Consider the following 16,228-nt stretch of genomic DNA (forward strand, 5'->3'; position numbering starts at 1 on the left):
GGGCATTATGCGTTTAAGCAGTTTAAAACTTTCCGGCTTTAAATCTTTTGCAGATAGTACAACCTTAAATTTTAAGGCTAACCGCACAGCAGTGGTTGGCCCAAATGGTTGTGGCAAATCCAATGTAATCGATGCAATCCGCTGGGTGATGGGTGAGTCAAACGCTCGTCAGCTCCGTGGTGGTAGCATGCAAGATGTTATTTTTACAGGGACTTCCAAACGTAAGCCCGTTGGTGTGGCCAGTGTTGAGCTACGCTTTGATAATACTTATGGAAAGTTGGGCGGATCGTATAATGCTTATAATGAGTTAGCTGTTCGCCGTCAGGTCACTCGTGAAGGTAAGTCAGAATATTTCTTGAATGGTACACGTTGTCGCCGCCGTGATATTACCGATATTTTCTTAGGAACAGGCTTAGGACCACGCTCATATGCGGTCATTGAGCAAGGCATGATTAACCGCTTGGTTGATGCCAAGCCTGAAGAAATGCGTGTGTTCATTGAGGAAGCCGCGGGTGTTTCTCGTTATCAGGCTCGTCGCCGTGAAACTTTGCAGCATCTTGAACATACAGAGCAAAACCTTTCACGCTTAGACGATATTGCACTAGAGTTAAAATCGCAGCTTAAAACGCTTAAGCGTCAGTCGGAAGCAGCGGTTCAATATAAAACTTTAGAAAGCCAGATTCGTACGCTCAAAATTGAAATTTTGTCTTTTCAGGCAGAGAAAAGTGTACGCCTACAAGAAGAATATACCGTTCAAATGAATGAATTGGGTGAAACCTTTAAATTGGTTCGCTCAGAATTAAGCACGATTGAACATGATTTAGAAGCAACCAGTGCTTTGTTTCAGCGACTTATTCAGCAATCTTCACCGCTACAACAAGAATGGCAACAAGCTGAAAAGAAACTATCTGAACTTAAAATGACTCTTGAACAAAAACAGAGTCTATACCAGCAAAATAGTACGACTCTCGTTCAGTTAGAGCAGCAAAGATTCCAAACTAAAGAACGTTTACAGCTTTCTGAATTGCAACTCGAAACACTGAATAATCAGCTAGAAGAACAAACAGAAGCTTTAACTGGAGTTGAGCATACAGCGACGGAGGCTGAACAAAACTTTGCTGATTTACAATCTCAGCAGAAACAAGCACAACAACAGTTTGAGCAAGTAAAAGCTCAGGTTGAAAAACAACAGCAGCAAAAAATGCAGATGTCAGCTCAAATTGAACAGTTGGGTAAAAATGTTCAGCGCATTGAGCAGCAAAAAGAAACGCTGCAACATCAAGCAAACCAAATTCAATCGCATGTTCATGAAGATGAGCAGGGCGAGCTTGAGCAACTGCAACAGAAATTACTGGGCGAAATCGCGTCGCTTGAAACTGAAATTGAGCAACAATTACTGCATTTAGAGCAATCTCAACAGCAACACCAGTCAAGTAAAAATCAGCAGCAAACTCTGAAAACAGAAATCCAAGTTTTATTATCAGAGCAGAAAAACTTAAGCCAGCTTATTGCTAAACAAAGTCCAAAGCAAAACCAAGATACGCTACGTTTAATGCAAGCTCTAGAGTTAACAGAGCAAGGTAAACCACATGCGCAGATTGTTGAGAAGTTTTTAGCAAAATGGTTACAAGCTCATATTCTTGAGACCGAACAAGTCTTTCAAGAAGGAGTTGCTCGCCAGCTAAAACCTTCAGAGCAAACAAATAAATTTAAAGGAAACTTGGTTTGTTTGAATGAGTGGATTGCATCGCCACAGCTATCAATCTTTTCAAATGTAGCGATTGCACAAGATTTGACTCAAGCTTTAAATGAGCAAAAGCAGTTGCAACATGGCCAGTCTGTTTTGACTTTAGATGGCTATCATGTCGGGCAGGATTGGGCGATTGCCCTTATGTATGATGACGAAAGTCAAAGTGCACAAGGTATGCTGAGCCACCGTATTCGTCTAGACGAAATTGAACAAGTTCTTGAAAAGCAGCAACCAGAATTACAAGTATTAGATCAAATTGTAGTTCAGCAAAAAGATGAGTTAGCGCAATTACAATCAGGTGTGCAGCACAAACAGCAGATTGTGAAACAAAAACAAAAAGACTTACAACAGCTTGATGTACAAATTGCCAAGCAACAAACCGCAGCACAAGCATTTTTACTGCAAAAACAGCAATTAAAAGATCAACTTGGTCAGTTAGATATGCAGCTTGAAGAAGATGCAATGCAAAAAGATGATCTTGAAATTGATTTGCATGCATTAGCAATTAAGCTCGAAACCATTTTACCTGACTATAAAACTTTGCAATTTCGGGTAGAAGAATTAACAGAGCAGTTAGACGAGCAGCAACAAGCCTTGCAACATCAGCAACAAGAACGTGAAATTTTACGCCGTAATAGCACGCAGACAACTCAACAGATTGAGTTGCTTGAAAAAGATATCTCATTCTTGCAAAGCCAATATCAACAAATTGCAGTTCAAATGGAGCAAGCGAAAAAGTTTGTTGACCCTATTCAATTGGAGTTACCAAATCTTGAGTCAGAGTTTCAGCAACAATTTGCTCAAACTGAAAAGTTGCAAAAGAACTGGAATGAATGGCAGCTTGAACTCAATAGTGTGCAGGAAAAACAGCAGACTTTGACCGATCAGCGTCATCAATATCAACAAAAAGATGAGCAGCTTAGAGAACAACTTGAAGCGAAACGATTGGCATGGCAAGCAGCCAAGTCAGATCGTGAGCATTATCAAGAGCAGCTTAAAGAGCTAAATGCCGAACTCCAAAAAGGCTTACAAATAGATTTAGCCGAGCACCAGCAAAAACTGGAAAAAGTACAGAAACAGTTTGAAAAAATTGGAGCGGTTAACCTTGCCGCTTCACAAGAGTTTGAAGAAGTTTCTCAGCGTTTTGATGAGCTGAGTCACCAGATTCAAGATTTGGAAAATACGGTAACTCAATTAAAAGATGCGATGAAAAGCATTGACCAAGAAACCCGTAAGCTGTTTATGACAACTTTTGATCAGATCAATCAGGAGTTGCAAAACCTGTTTCCAAAGGTTTTTAATGGTGGTGAGGCGAGTTTAAGTCTTGAAGATGACTGGCAATCTGGTGTTAAACTGATGGCAAGGCCACCGGGTAAGAAAAATAGTTCTCTAGCATTACTTTCCGGTGGAGAAAAGGCTTTAACAGCGTTAGCATTAGTATTTGCGATTTTTAGATTAAATCCGGCACCGTTTTGTGTACTAGATGAAGTGGACGCACCACTTGATGATGCGAATGTTCAGAGATATTGTAATTTGGTAAAAGAACTTTCTGAACATGTACAATTCATTTACATTACACATAATAAGCTGGCGATGACCATGGCAACTGATTTGTTGGGTGTGACCATGCCTGAACCGGGTACATCAAAATTAGTCACTGTCGATTTAGAACAGGCAAAAGAATACGGGTTAGTTTCGGAGTCATAGAATGGAAATCAATACGATTATTGGCATCGTTGTTGCCATTATAATTATGCTAATTGGCTTAAAAATGATTTTAAAAAAGCCAAACCATGCTGAACCCTCATTAGACAGTGATTTGCATATCAATCCTGATAGTAATCAACCGGTTATACCTAGGCACGTGAGAGATCAGCTTGAGAAAACTGAAGCTGAATCTGTAGCGGTGACTAGTGCAGAGCGAGTAGAACCAACTTTAAGCGAAGCTGCGTCGTCACAAGTACCTGAAACAAAACAGTCAGAAATTGAGACCGTAGAACCCGCTAAAGCAATTCAAACTGAACAAACTCAAGCAGTTGTTGAAAACGCTTCTGTAGAAGAAATTAAATCTGAAGAAACAGTACCAAGCTCTACCATTCATAAAGATGGTTCAGTTGAGTTGGTTGATACAGTTTCTGTTAAACCGGAAGCTGAAGCTTTAGCAAAAGAAAATCTGGAAGCTGAAAGCGAAAAAGCTGAGCCTGAGTTGAGTTTAAATCCGAATATTGAAACTGCCGAAATTGCTGAGTTTGAAGGCGAGAGTAATATTCTGGATGTGCATTTACATGAACAGCAACGTTATGATGATGAAAGTGCATTAGCGATGGCTGAACAGATTATTGCGCTAAATGTTTATCCAAACCCTCGTCGTGCATTGTCTGGCGATAAAGCGCTTAAAGTGCTGTTGAAATATGGTTTACGCTACGGCGAAATGTCGTGCTTCCATCGTTATGAAAATACCGATGAGCCGAGTGTACTCATGTTCTCTGTATTGCGTATGACAGACAATGGACCAGCTGGTTTTGATCTTGAAACTCTATCTACTGAACAAGTTCAAGGGTTAGCATTTTTCCTTGCGCTTCCAAACAGTAAAGCTGTGACTGGTTTTGACATGATGGCGAGTATTGCAGGTTTAATTGCTCGCGAAATTGATGGCAAAGTTTACGATGAGAATAATCTTGAATTTACGCCACAGTTAAAAGAGCATTGGCGTCATCATGTGATTGATTATCGTCCGGCACAGGCAACCGCCTAGTTTTAATTTTTTACGTTCGTTGCGATAATTGCAACATATCTAGTCGCAGCTCAGGGTGGAGAAATTTCCACCCTTTTTTATGGTGAATAACATAATGGCAACAACTTCCGTGATCGAACAGATGCGTCAGCTTATTCAACTGATTGCAAAGCATAACCATGCCTACTATGTCATGGATCAGCCGACAATCTCGGACAGTGAATATGATCATTTATTTCGCCAGTTAAAAGCTTTAGAAGAGCAATATCCTGACCTTGTTCAATCAGATTCACCGACTACAAAAGTAGGTGGACAAGCACTCTCTAAATTTCAAAGTGTGACTCATGTAGTTCCGATGCTTTCTTTGGGGAACGTTTTTAATCAGGAAGACTTATTCGCATTTGCACGCCGTGTTGAAGAGCGTTTACCTAATCAAAAAGTACAATATGAAGTTGAACTAAAACTTGATGGTCTTGCGATTTCTCTCTGGTATGAAAATGGTGTGTTAATACGTGGCGTTACACGTGGTGACGGAGAAACTGGGGAGGACATTACGCAGAACGTTAAAACGATTCGTAATTTGCCTAAAGTGTTACATTCAGATCACTTTGAAATTCCACGTTTGCTGGAAGTTCGTGGTGAAGTACTTATGCCAAAGTCTGGTTTTGAAAAACTCAATGCTGAACAGGAAGCCAAAGGCGATAAAACATTTGCCAACCCGCGTAATGCCGCAGCTGGTAGTTTAAGACAACTTGATCCTAATATTGCTGCGGCTCGACCTTTAGCATTTTATGCTTACGGCATCGCGCAATGTGAACCTAATCATGGCTTAACTACCATGCATGACAGCCTGCAATGGCTCACAAAACTTGGATTTGAAATTGCTGAACGTCAATATCTGTGTAATTCAATTCAAGAAGTACAGCAACGTTATGAGCAAATTCAGCAAGAACGTTTAGATTTACAAGTTGAAATTGATGGGATGGTTGTAAAGGTTGATGACTTAAAGCAACAGCAACAACTTGGTTTTTTAAGTCGTGAACCACGTTGGGCAACTGCTTATAAATTCCCTGCACAAGCTGCATTAACTACAGTTGATCAGATTGACTGGCAAGTAGGACGTACAGGTACTTTGACTCCTGTAGCGCGTTTAAACCCTGTATTTGTGGGAGGAGTTACAGTTTCCAATGTAACTTTACACAACATTGGTGAGATCCATCGCCTAGATGTACGTGTTGGTGACACGGTGAGTGTTTATCGTACAGGCGATGTTATCCCTAAAGTAGAAAAAGTCTGGCCAGAGTTCCGTCCTGTTGATGCTGAAATTGTACATTTACCTGAAAACTGTCCTGTTTGTGCTTCACCAGTTGTAATGCCTGAAGGGGAAGCTTTAGCACGTTGTTCTGGTGGACTGTACTGTGCTGCACAGCGTATTGAAGCGATTCGTCACTTCGTATCACGTAAAGCTCTGGATATTGAAGGCCTAGGCGATCGTTGGGTAGAGTCTTTATTACATCTCGATTTGCTCAAAGATGTTGCCGATATTTATCATTTGCACGAACACCGAGAAACTTTACTCGGGATTGAAAAAATGGGCGAGAAATCGGTACAAAATCTGATTGATGCCATTGAAGCCAGTAAGAAGACAACGCTTGCGCGTTTTATTTATGCTTTAGGAATTCGTGGGGTAGGTGAAACAACAGCTAGAATGTTAGCCAATACTTTCCAAACTTTAGAAGCGCTTAAAGCTGCTGATGTTGAAGCTTTAAAGAAAACGCCAGATGTTGGTGATATTACTGCCGAGTGGATTGCTGACTTTTTCTTGGCACCGCACAACATTGAAGTGCTTGATCGCTTAATTGCCGCAGGAATTCATTGGGATGCACCGACTGCACCAACACGCCAGCCATTAAATGGTGAAAGCTGGGTGTTAACGGGCACATTAGAGCAAATGACCCGTGATCAGGCAACTCAAATGCTACAAGCATTAGGTGCGCGCGTAAGCGGTAGTGTATCGAGTAAAACCAAATGTGTTGTTGCGGGTGAGAAGGCTGGTTCGAAATTAGAAAAAGCAGCAAAACTAGGTATTGCTGTTATGAATGAGACTGATTTCTTATCACTTATGGCGAGCTACGGGCAGACTTTAAGCGAATAGATCTACCGAAATAAGAACCATTGATTTTAGTTACAAATTTATAAATTGATGGTTTGAGCCATATTTTAACGCTTGTCTGAACTTATAAATTGGACAAGCGTTTCTTTTTGCAGAGGAAATTTAAATAACTTAAACTGCAAATGCGTATGTTTCTCATTTTAATTTGATAAAAATCATAAACTTAACCATTTTTTGTTTTGCAATCACTTTTAAGATTGCCCATAATAGTTCTCATACGATAGGAGATTTATTATGCGTGGCAATCCAGAAGTCATAGACTATTTAAATATGCTCATTGGCGGAGAATTGGCTGCCCGTGATCAATATCTAATCCATTCTCGTATGTATGAAGATTGGGGTTTAAATAAAATTTATGAACGTATTGATCATGAGATGCAAGAAGAAGCTTCTCATGCTGATGCGATCATTCGCCGTGTATTGTTTTTAGGTGCTAAACCAAACATGCACCGTGAAGATATCAATGTTGGTACAGACGTTGTATCTTGTTTAAAAGCTGATTTGGCGCTTGAATATCATGTTCGTGAAAAATTAGCGACAGGTATCAAACTTTGCGAAGAGAAGGGCGATTACATAAGTCGTGATATGTTGCGTCAACAATTATCAGATACTGAAGAAGACCATACATACTGGTTAGAAAAGCAATTACGTTTAATTGAGTTAATTGGCTTACAAAACTATATTCAATCTCAAATTTAATAAAAAACCCAGCTAAGGCTGGGTTTTTTATTGGCTCATTTTAATAAAATGAAGTCTTAACTTAGATGTTGATTTTGTCAAATTGAACATATTCAAAGCCTTACTATATAAGGCTTTGGCAGTTACAAAAAAGTCAGAAAAATTGTATCACACCCCCTGTTTTTTTTATGAAATTGTTTATAATTTCGCCAACAAAACCCTTGCCTAGAAATTTAATGAGGCAAGGGTTTTTCTATGGAAAATCGGTTGGTATGGATCGCCAATGATTTTATGGTGAGTTCGCGAAATATGTTATTTACCAAACCTGCTGTTTTAGATACAGCTACTCTCCTAAGCACACAGCGTCTTGCAACACGACTAAGCTTTTTTAGCTTAGGTTTTGCGACTGCAGCTTGGGCACCTCTTATTCCTTTTGCACAGCAGCGTTTAAACCTAAATCATGCCGATTTTGGTTTACTTTTGCTGTGTATGGGTATTGGTTCAATGATTGCTATGCCTGCCACTGGTGCTTTAGTCAAGCGCTGGGGATGTCGTCCGTTAATTGCTTTGGCATTGATGTTGTTAATGGTTTTATTGCCTAGCCTTACGATGTGGAGCAGCATTGTGACGATGGCTGTAGCATTGTTTATTTTTGGATCGGCAGCAGGATGTCTTGGAGTAGCTATCAATTTACAAGCAGTAGTTGTTGAAAAACATAGTGTGCGAGCTCTTATGTCTAGCTTCCATGGAATGTGCAGTCTTGGTGGCTTAACAGGCGCTATGCTTGTGACAGCACTATTGGCAGTAGGGCTTTCACCCTTAATGAGTACTTTATCAGTCGTTATGATTTTGCTTGTTATTGGGGGTGTTGCTATTCCTTCTTGTTTAACGTCTTTTGAACAGGATGAAAAGCCACATGAAGATACAACTCAAGCACCGAAAAAACTTTATCGTCCTGATGGCATTATTCTGCTTATTGGTATGATGTGTTTTATCGCCTTTTTATCAGAAGGTGCTGCGATGGATTGGGGTGGTATTTATTTAACAAGTAAATATCAACTTAATCCTGCTTTTGCTGGTTTAGCTTACACTTTCTTTGCGCTTAGCATGACGACTGGTCGTTTTGCAGGTCATATCTTGCTTAAGCAATGGGGTGAAAAAAATATTGTGACTTATAGTGCAATTGGAGCTGCTATTGGTATGGCTGTTATTGTAACGGCACCAGTGTGGCAAGTGGTTGTATTAGGTTATGCACTATTAGGATTAGGTTGTTCTAATATTGTACCAGTGATGTTTTCTCGTGTTGGTCGACAAAACAATATGCCTAAAGCAGCAGCACTTTCTTTAGTATCAACAATTGCCTATACCGGTTCATTAAGTGGACCAGCTTTAATCGGTTTAATTGGGGAATGGACTGGTTTAAGTACAGTTTTAACAGGCGTCGCTGTATTACTATTTATTATTGCTTTACTTAACCGCTTTACATTAGTAAAGACAAATTAATTTATAAATAATAATCACCAAATAGCGAACATCGAGAAATTGAATTTCTCGATGTTCTTTTATTTAGATTTATAAAACCTGATAAATAGATTGATAATTATCTTGTAATAATCGCTGAGGCTTCATTAGTAAAGTTGGTGTCTTTTCTAAATCATCTAAGAAATTATTTCGCCAATTGGTAAGATCAGATGATGTTAATCCCTCTATCAATTGTTGATAACGATTAATACGCTCAGCTTTAGACATTTCTAAAGCCATTTTTAAAGCATCCATCATTGCCGCTCTATCTTGTGGGTCAACAATCAAGGCTTGAGACATCTGCTCAGCAGCACCAGCATATTTAGATAAAATGAGCACACCTGGATTTTCAGGGTCTTGTGCCGCAATATATTCTTTAGCCACTAGATTCATCCCATCACGTAGTGAACTGATCCAGCAAATATCTGAATGACGATAAATGTGCATGAGATTATGGTGCTGTACCGTGTCATAGCAGCAATCTACAGGTCTCCAGTCTTCATGCGCAAACTCTTCGTTAATTAACTCCAGCTTGGTTTTAAAACGTTGATATAAGCGTTGATAAGCTGGAATATCGGTACGAGAAGGGATCGCCACTTGAAGATGTCGAACTAAGCCATGATATTCAGGGCTGGTTTCCAAAAACGTTGCAAATGCATTAAATCTTTCAAGTAAACCTTTTGAATAATCAATACGATCAACTCCAATAATAGTTTTTTGACGTGGTATTTCTTCAAAATTAAACACCGAAGAGGTCGCCAAATCTTGTTGGGCTTGCTTTTGTATAAGTTCTGGTTGAACGCCAATTGGGTACGATTTAATTAATATTTGACGTTTTTTATAGCTAATACTGTTGCTTTGAATTTTTTGAGCTTCGAGTAAATTCAGGCAAGTCTGCATGCAGGCATTTTGGTCAATCTGAGTTTGTAAGCCAATAACATCATATTGGCTCAAGTCTTGAATTAACTCACGGGCTACCGGAATTTTGTGCCAGATATTCAGACTGGCAAAAGGAATATGTAAGAAGAAACCAATTTTGTTTTGCATGCCTAATTCACGGCAGTAACGCGCTACACTAAAAAAGTGATAATCGTGTATCCAAATAAGATCTTCAGGTTGAGCAAGCTGTTTTAACTTTTCAGCAAACAAACGGTTGACCTTTTGGTAGGTGCTATATTCTTGCGCATCATATTCAATTAGATCTTCGCGACTATGCATGGCTGGCCAAAGAACCTTATTTGCAAAACCACAGTAATATTGCGCATATTGTTGATGAGTAAGAGGGCAGGTAATGTAATCAATCCCTTGAGAAGAGGCTTGTTCAAACTCTGGCGCTTCGCTATCGGTAATTTGCTGACCATTCCAGCCTAACCAAATACCATTACTATCATTCAAAGCGTCTTGTACAGCCACGGCGAGGCCACCAGCTGAAGCTTTACCTGATGGCATACTTATCCGGTTCGATAATACGATTAATTTAGACATATTTTTTCTCCATTCTGATTTTGGCTATTTTTGACATATAAGCTTTTTATTTTGTTTTGAAATAAAAAAAGAAAATTCGCGACATTATCAATATCTTTTAATCTATATTTAGCTTGTGTTTCACCGGAACCCACTTTAATCGTGAGGCCAGATTGCTGATTAATAAATACAAAACCTGATTCATCTGTTAAATCATCGCCTATAAAAATAGGTAATACGGAAGGTAAATTAAGATGATTTAATATGGTTTTTATTGCTTTACCTTTATCAGCTTGATTTGGAATTAACTCAATAACAAATTTTCCTTTATTTAATTTTAATTGAGGATAATTAGAGCTAATCTGTTGCATAATATTAATAGCATGATTTTCTAAATCAGGATTTTTACGATAATGTAAAGCAATAGAATAATTCTTATCCTCAATTAATAACTCAGGATATTTCTCGCAAGATTTTTGAATATCTTGTTTTAATTTTTTAAAATTAATTTGACTTAAATCTGGTCGAATATAATTGTCTGAATCAAGACAAATATCTAAACCATGTAAACCAGCAATTGGAACTTCAATAGGATGTAGTAGTTTGCTTGCTGTATCTACATCACGGCCTGTTACAGCAATAACAGGTATATTTAATTTAATAATTTTTTTTATAATTTCTAATGTAGTTTGTGGAATAAAACTATGCTCAGGGTTAATTTGAAAGGGTGCGAGTGTGCCATCAATATCCAAAAATAAGCAGTAATTTTTATCTAAAGATAAGTTGTTTATAATATCATTGGGTGTAACAAAAGATGTATTTTTTTCTCTCCCATCAGATATTGTGTTTTGACTGTTCATATTAGCCTTCCTAATACTTTTTGATCAATAATTAATCTTCTAACATTAAAATGAATTGGTGAGTCATTTTTTTTTAATAAAAAAACATAAGTATTAACATTAATTACATTGCATAATGGATTTATAGACGAAGTGTGGAGTATGTTGTTTTCTGATTGGCTTCAATGTTTAGATAATTAAATTTTTGTATATTTACTATGAATAATGCGGGTCTTACTTATCAATATATTTCAGAATATTAACTCATTATAAATGCTTAATCTTATGCTCTAAAATTTACTCTTTATATTGATTTTAAAAGATATTTTAAATCGATATTATTATATAATCTTTATAAAATCGGCTTTGGACAGGCATATGAAGTTACAAAATAAAATTTTATTAATTACAGGTTGGGGAGTAGGAGTGGAGCCTTTGCAGTCCCTTAAATTGCAATTGGAAAAAGCTGGCTATCAAACACAACTTATTAATATTTTTAATATTTTAGATACTAACTATTGTGCCCAACTTGATTTAGTTGCTGAGGTTGATGTAGTAATAGGTTGGTCTTTAGGTGGACAGTTAGCAACTCAACTGGTTAATACTTTTTATGAACAAACAGGGCAAACTAAAACTTTAATTACGCTCGCTTCAAATCCTTGTTTTGTTACCAACGATAATTGGCAGACTGCTATGCCTGCTGATATGTTTAGTCAATTTAAAACTTCTTTTTTACAAAACCCGCAAGCCACTTTAAAGCGTTTTTATTATTTAATTACACTCGGTTCATCTCAGGCTAAACAAGATTGGATAAGCATGCAAAACATAGCAAATCCGCCTTCAAGTGAATTGCTATCAGAAGGTTTGCAAATGCTTGAGCAACTAAATTTGGTAAATAACTTAAAAAACTATCTAGGTCCGCAGCTTCATGTGTTTGCCGAGCAAGATAATGTCATTCCTTGCAAAATTAGTGAAAATTTCAAGGATATCGCGACAGAAAACATGAGTTATAAAGTATTAGAAGGCGCTACTCATGCTTTTCCATACCTAGAAGTAGATCGAACAATTGAAGAAATCTGCCAATTTTTAACAATTCATCAGCAAAGTTAATAAGCTTTGGTTGATCTCGCAATTTTCTTTCATTCTTAACAGGTTTAACATGTGCTAAATGAAAGATTTAATTGCTGTAAAAGGGTATAGAGGATGACCGATAATTTTGATTTGGAACATATTTGGCATCCATATACCTCAATGACCCAACCTTTACCAACGTTTAAAGTTAAACGTGCCTATGGGGCAACGATTGAACTAGATGATGGTAAGACTTTAATTGATGGTATGTCGTCATGGTGGTGTGCAATTCACGGCTATAACCACCCTGAACTCAATCAGGCAGTGACAGATCAATTACAGAACATGTCGCATATCATGTTTGGTGGTTTAACTCATGATCCTGCCATTGAACTTGGAAAAATTCTTTTAAAAATTACGTCGCCAAGTCTCGATAAAATTTTCTATGCAGATTCAGGTTCGGTTGCCGTTGAAGTTGCATTGAAAATGGCTGTGCAATTCTGGACAGCACAAGGCCAACCGCAAAAAACAAATTTTATTACTACACGTTCTGGTTATCACGGTGATACATGGAATGCGATGTCTGTGTGTGATCCAGTGACAGGCATGCATCAGATTTTTGGTACAAGTTTACCGAACCGTCTTTTTGTAGCAGCACCGCAAACCAAATTTCATGAAGAGTGGAACCAAGAAGATATTGCCGAGCTAGAAGAAGCTATTCAGCAAAATCATGAAAACCTTGCTGCACTCATTATCGAACCAATTGTTCAAGGTGCCGGGGGGATGCGTTTTTATCATCCTGAATATTTACGTCAGGCGAAAGCACTTTGTGAACAATATAATCTGTTATTAATTTTTGATGAAATTGCGACTGGTTTTGGTCGCACAGGTAAGCTTTTTGCTTGGGAGCATGCACAAGTTGAGCCAGATATTATGTGCATAGGTAAAGGGCTAACAGGCGGCTACATGACGTTATCTGCTACCTTAACGACAAAGCATGTTGCAGAAACCATTAGTCGCGGTGAGGCTGGGGTGTTTATGCACGGCCCAACCTTTATGGCCAATCCACTTGCTTGCGCGGTCGCTTTAAAAAGTACTCAATTATTAATTGAGCAAGATTGGCAGGCTAATATTGAGCGAATTGAACAACAGCTTAGCCAATATTTAAAGCCTTTAAGTCAGCTTGATTATGTTGCCGATGTGCGAGTGCTGGGTGCAATTGGTGTAGTAGAACTCACCTTTAATGTTGATATGAAAACTTTACAGCAACAATTTGTAGACCGCGGAATCTGGATCCGTCCTTTTGGAAAATTGGTTTATGTGATGCCACCGTATGTCATCACGCATCAAGAGTTAAGCGATTTGCTCGAACAATTAGTTGAAGTTGTTCAAACGATGCAGGGAGCGAATTAAGATGTCTTTACTCGATCATTTTTCTACCGAATTAGATGAGTTAAAGCAACAAGGTAACTTTAGACAATTTACCCAAAATGTGCAGCACGGACGTTTTATTATGATCCAAAATAAAACGATGCTCAACTTAGCTTCAAATGATTATCTTGGGTTGGCTGCTGATATCAATTTTCGTCAAGAGTTTTTAGATAGCTTTCCAATCGAGCGTAGCTATTTTAGTTCATCATCTTCACGTCTATTAACGGGCAATTTTGATGAATATGAACAATTAGAAAATAGCCTAAGCCAAGCATTTGGTGGTCGCGCGGCACTATTATTTAATAGTGGCTACCATATGAATATTGGTATTTTGCCAGCTGTTGCTGATAGTAAAACTTTAATATTGGCGGATAAGTTAGTTCATGCCAGTATGATTGACGGTATACGTTTATCTGGTGCTCAGTATGTGCGTTATCGACATAACGATTTACAACACTTGGAACAACTCCTCCAAAAATATCATGAGGATGACAAGATTGAACGAATCATTGTGGTCACAGAAAGTATTTTTAGTATGGACGGTGATGAGACGGATTTAGCCGCTTTAGTTCAGCTAAAAAAACGGTTTGCTAAAACTATGTTATATGTTGATGAAGCGCATTCAATTGGCGTTCGTGGTCAGCAAGGCTTAGGATGTGCTGAACAATATAATGTGATTCAGGAAATTGATTTTCTGGTCGGTACATTAGGCAAAGCATTAGCAGCAGTCGGTGGTTACATTATTTGTGATCCAATTATTAAAGATTATCTCATTAATAAAATGCGCCCACTTATTTTTAGTACTGCACAGCCTCCGATTGTTATGGCATGGGCAAACTTTGTTTTTCAAAAAGTATTAATCGCTCAATCTCAGCGTGAACATTTAAAAAGTATTAGCCAATATCTTCAACAAGCTGTTGTGCAAAAGGGTTATGTAAGCCCATCGACCAGCCATATTATTCCAGTCATTGTTGGAGAAAGTCAGGCTGCGATCGATAAAGCGAAATACGTTCATGAAAGTGGTTTTTATGCTATGCCTGTGCGTCCACCAACAGTACCTAAAAACAGTTCGCGTTTGCGTATTTCTTTAACGTCAATGGTGCAGCAACATGAACTTGAAGAATTGGTGAGTTTTCTGTGAGTTTGAATAAAAACTTAGTTGCCCAGCGTTTTGCCAAAGCAGGGCAAAGCTATTCAGAGCATGCAATTGTTCAAAAACAGATTTGCCAAAATTTAACAGGTTTAGTTCAGCAGTTCTGCCCGACTACGATGTCGCGTGTCTTTGAAATTGGTTGTGGTTCTGGCAATTTAACTCGTCTTCTTGCTACATCTTTTCAGTTTGAAGAGTTAATTTTGAATGATCTATATGCAGATGTGCAGCAGCACTTTAGTCATCAAGAAAATTTAAAATGGTTGATTGGGGATATTGAAACTTTAGATTTCCCTCAGCAGCTCGATATGATTGTTTCAGGTTCAGCTTTACAGTGGATGCAAGATTTACCGCATTTGCTCGAACGTTCTAATGAGGCTTTAACTGAGCGAGGTTGGTTATGCTTTTCAACCTTTGGTTCTAAAAACTTATTAGAGATTAAAGAATTAACAGGACAGGGTTTAAGTTACTGGTCAGTTGAAAATTGGAGTAGTGCCTTAACTCAGGCTGGTTTTGAGATTTTGCATTTGTCGGAATCAGAAACTCAACTCTATTTCGATTCACCTAAAGCTGTGTTGCAACATTTAAAAGCAACAGGTGTAACAGCAACGGCGCAGCATCGTTGGACTAAGCAAACTTTACAACAGTTTTATCAAGATTATGATCGGTTTAAGTATGCCGAAGGATATTCCCTAACATATCATCCGATTTATTGTATTGCCCGGAGAATGAAGTAAATGAGTGGCCAGATCTATTTTGTGAGTGGGATTGATACCGAAATTGGTAAAACCTACGCGACAGGTTTCTTAGCAAAATTATGGACTGAGCAGGGTAAAAAAGTGATTACCCAAAAACTCATTCAAACAGGTAACGCTGATATTTCTGAGGATATTGAAAAGCATCGTGAAATTATGGGGCAGGGTTGGTTTCAAGAAGATCATGACAAGCTAACCATGCCTGAAATCTTCAGTTATCCTGCTTCACCTCATCTTGCAACACGTCTTGATAACCGAGAAATTGATTTTCAAAAAATTGAAGATGCGACTCAAACATTGGCGGAGCGTTTTGAAATCGTATTGTTGGAAGGTGCCGGAGGCTTAATGGTGCCATTAACCACTAGTCTGCTGACCATTGATTATGTCGCTCAGCATCAGTTTCCTGTTATTTTAGTAACATCGGGCCGTTTAGGAAGTATTAACCATACTTTGCTTAGTCTTGAAGCACTTAAGTCTCGTGGGCTGAAGTTGCATGCCTTGGTTTATAATCTAAAAGATGAATCAAAAGATCCATTAATTTCTCAAGATACTTCAAATTATTTGAAAGATTATTTAGCTATTCATTTTCCTGAAGCTGAATGGATTGAACTGGCAAAAATGAATTAAGTTAAACGGCTATAAAAAACCGCTCTAATTTGAGC

12 protein-coding genes are annotated in these 16,228 nt (G+C 38.2%); 10 read left to right on the plus strand and 2 right to left on the minus strand.

Going from position 1 to position 16,228, the window contains the following annotated elements; translation table 11 throughout:
- Positions 1-7 precede the first annotated feature (7 nt).
- The 5 genes from smc to F928_RS11190 all read left to right on the plus strand — a co-directional run bounded on the left by smc (position 8) and on the right by F928_RS11190 (position 8,838).
- A complete protein-coding gene (gene smc / locus F928_RS11170; protein WP_002120402.1) occupies positions 8-3,457 on the plus strand; it encodes a chromosome segregation protein SMC in 3,450 nt (1,149 codons plus the stop codon).
- A gap of 1 nt (position 3,458) precedes the next feature.
- Positions 3,459-4,505, plus strand: coding sequence for a cell division protein ZipA C-terminal FtsZ-binding domain-containing protein (zipA, locus tag F928_RS11175; RefSeq protein ID WP_005075227.1), 1,047 nt, complete (start codon positions 3,459-3,461; stop codon positions 4,503-4,505).
- 94 nt (positions 4,506-4,599) lie between these two features.
- Entirely contained in the window at positions 4,600-6,639 is a 2,040-nt protein-coding gene (gene ligA / locus F928_RS11180; protein WP_002120428.1) for an NAD-dependent DNA ligase LigA, read from the plus strand.
- 252 nt (positions 6,640-6,891) lie between these two features.
- On the plus strand, positions 6,892-7,356 hold the full coding sequence (gene ftn, locus F928_RS11185; RefSeq protein WP_001214863.1) for a heteropolymeric bacterioferritin subunit Ftn: 465 nt from the start codon (positions 6,892-6,894) through the stop codon (positions 7,354-7,356).
- Between the two features lie 288 nt (positions 7,357-7,644).
- The gene (locus F928_RS11190) at positions 7,645-8,838 is read left to right on the plus strand and encodes an MFS transporter (protein ID WP_078225478.1); all 1,194 of its coding nucleotides are present in this window, start codon (positions 7,645-7,647) and stop codon (positions 8,836-8,838) included.
- Positions 8,839-8,907: 69 nt separating this feature from the next.
- Here the strand turns inward: F928_RS11190 and otsA are convergent, their stop codons facing one another.
- Positions 8,908-10,341, minus strand: coding sequence for an alpha,alpha-trehalose-phosphate synthase (UDP-forming) (gene otsA / locus F928_RS11195; RefSeq protein WP_005075229.1), 1,434 nt, complete (start codon positions 10,339-10,341; stop codon positions 8,908-8,910).
- A complete protein-coding gene (gene otsB / locus F928_RS11200) occupies positions 10,329-11,180 on the minus strand; it encodes a trehalose-phosphatase (RefSeq protein WP_002120404.1) in 852 nt (283 codons plus the stop codon). Before otsB ends, otsA begins: the two co-directional genes overlap by 13 nt.
- Before the next feature lie 357 nt (positions 11,181-11,537).
- Between otsB and F928_RS11205 the strand changes: the two genes are divergently transcribed.
- From F928_RS11205 to bioD, 5 genes are all read left to right on the plus strand, one after another.
- Positions 11,538-12,269, plus strand: coding sequence for an alpha/beta fold hydrolase (locus F928_RS11205; RefSeq protein ID WP_002120439.1), 732 nt, complete (start codon positions 11,538-11,540; stop codon positions 12,267-12,269).
- A gap of 93 nt (positions 12,270-12,362) precedes the next feature.
- Positions 12,363-13,643 carry an adenosylmethionine--8-amino-7-oxononanoate transaminase gene (gene bioA / locus F928_RS11210; RefSeq protein WP_002120314.1) on the plus strand — a complete coding sequence of 427 codons (1,281 nt, stop codon included), beginning with the start codon at positions 12,363-12,365 and terminating at the stop codon, positions 13,641-13,643.
- A gap of 1 nt (position 13,644) precedes the next feature.
- Positions 13,645-14,802: an 8-amino-7-oxononanoate synthase gene (bioF, locus tag F928_RS11215; protein WP_002120274.1), complete on the plus strand. Its 1,158-nt coding sequence runs from the start codon at positions 13,645-13,647 to the stop codon at positions 14,800-14,802.
- The gene (gene bioC, locus F928_RS11220; RefSeq protein ID WP_005075234.1) at positions 14,799-15,548 is read left to right on the plus strand and encodes a malonyl-ACP O-methyltransferase BioC; all 750 of its coding nucleotides are present in this window, start codon (positions 14,799-14,801) and stop codon (positions 15,546-15,548) included. The genes bioF and bioC overlap by 4 nt, the downstream gene beginning before the upstream one ends.
- Positions 15,549-16,193 (plus strand): dethiobiotin synthase, encoded by a 645-nt coding sequence (bioD, locus tag F928_RS11225; RefSeq protein WP_002120369.1) that lies wholly within the window; start codon positions 15,549-15,551, stop codon positions 16,191-16,193. It begins immediately after the preceding gene.
- Positions 16,194-16,228 lie beyond the last annotated feature (35 nt).

The organism is Acinetobacter pittii ATCC 19004 = CIP 70.29, from assembly GCF_000369045.1.
GTDB lineage: Bacteria > Pseudomonadota > Gammaproteobacteria > Pseudomonadales > Moraxellaceae > Acinetobacter > Acinetobacter pittii.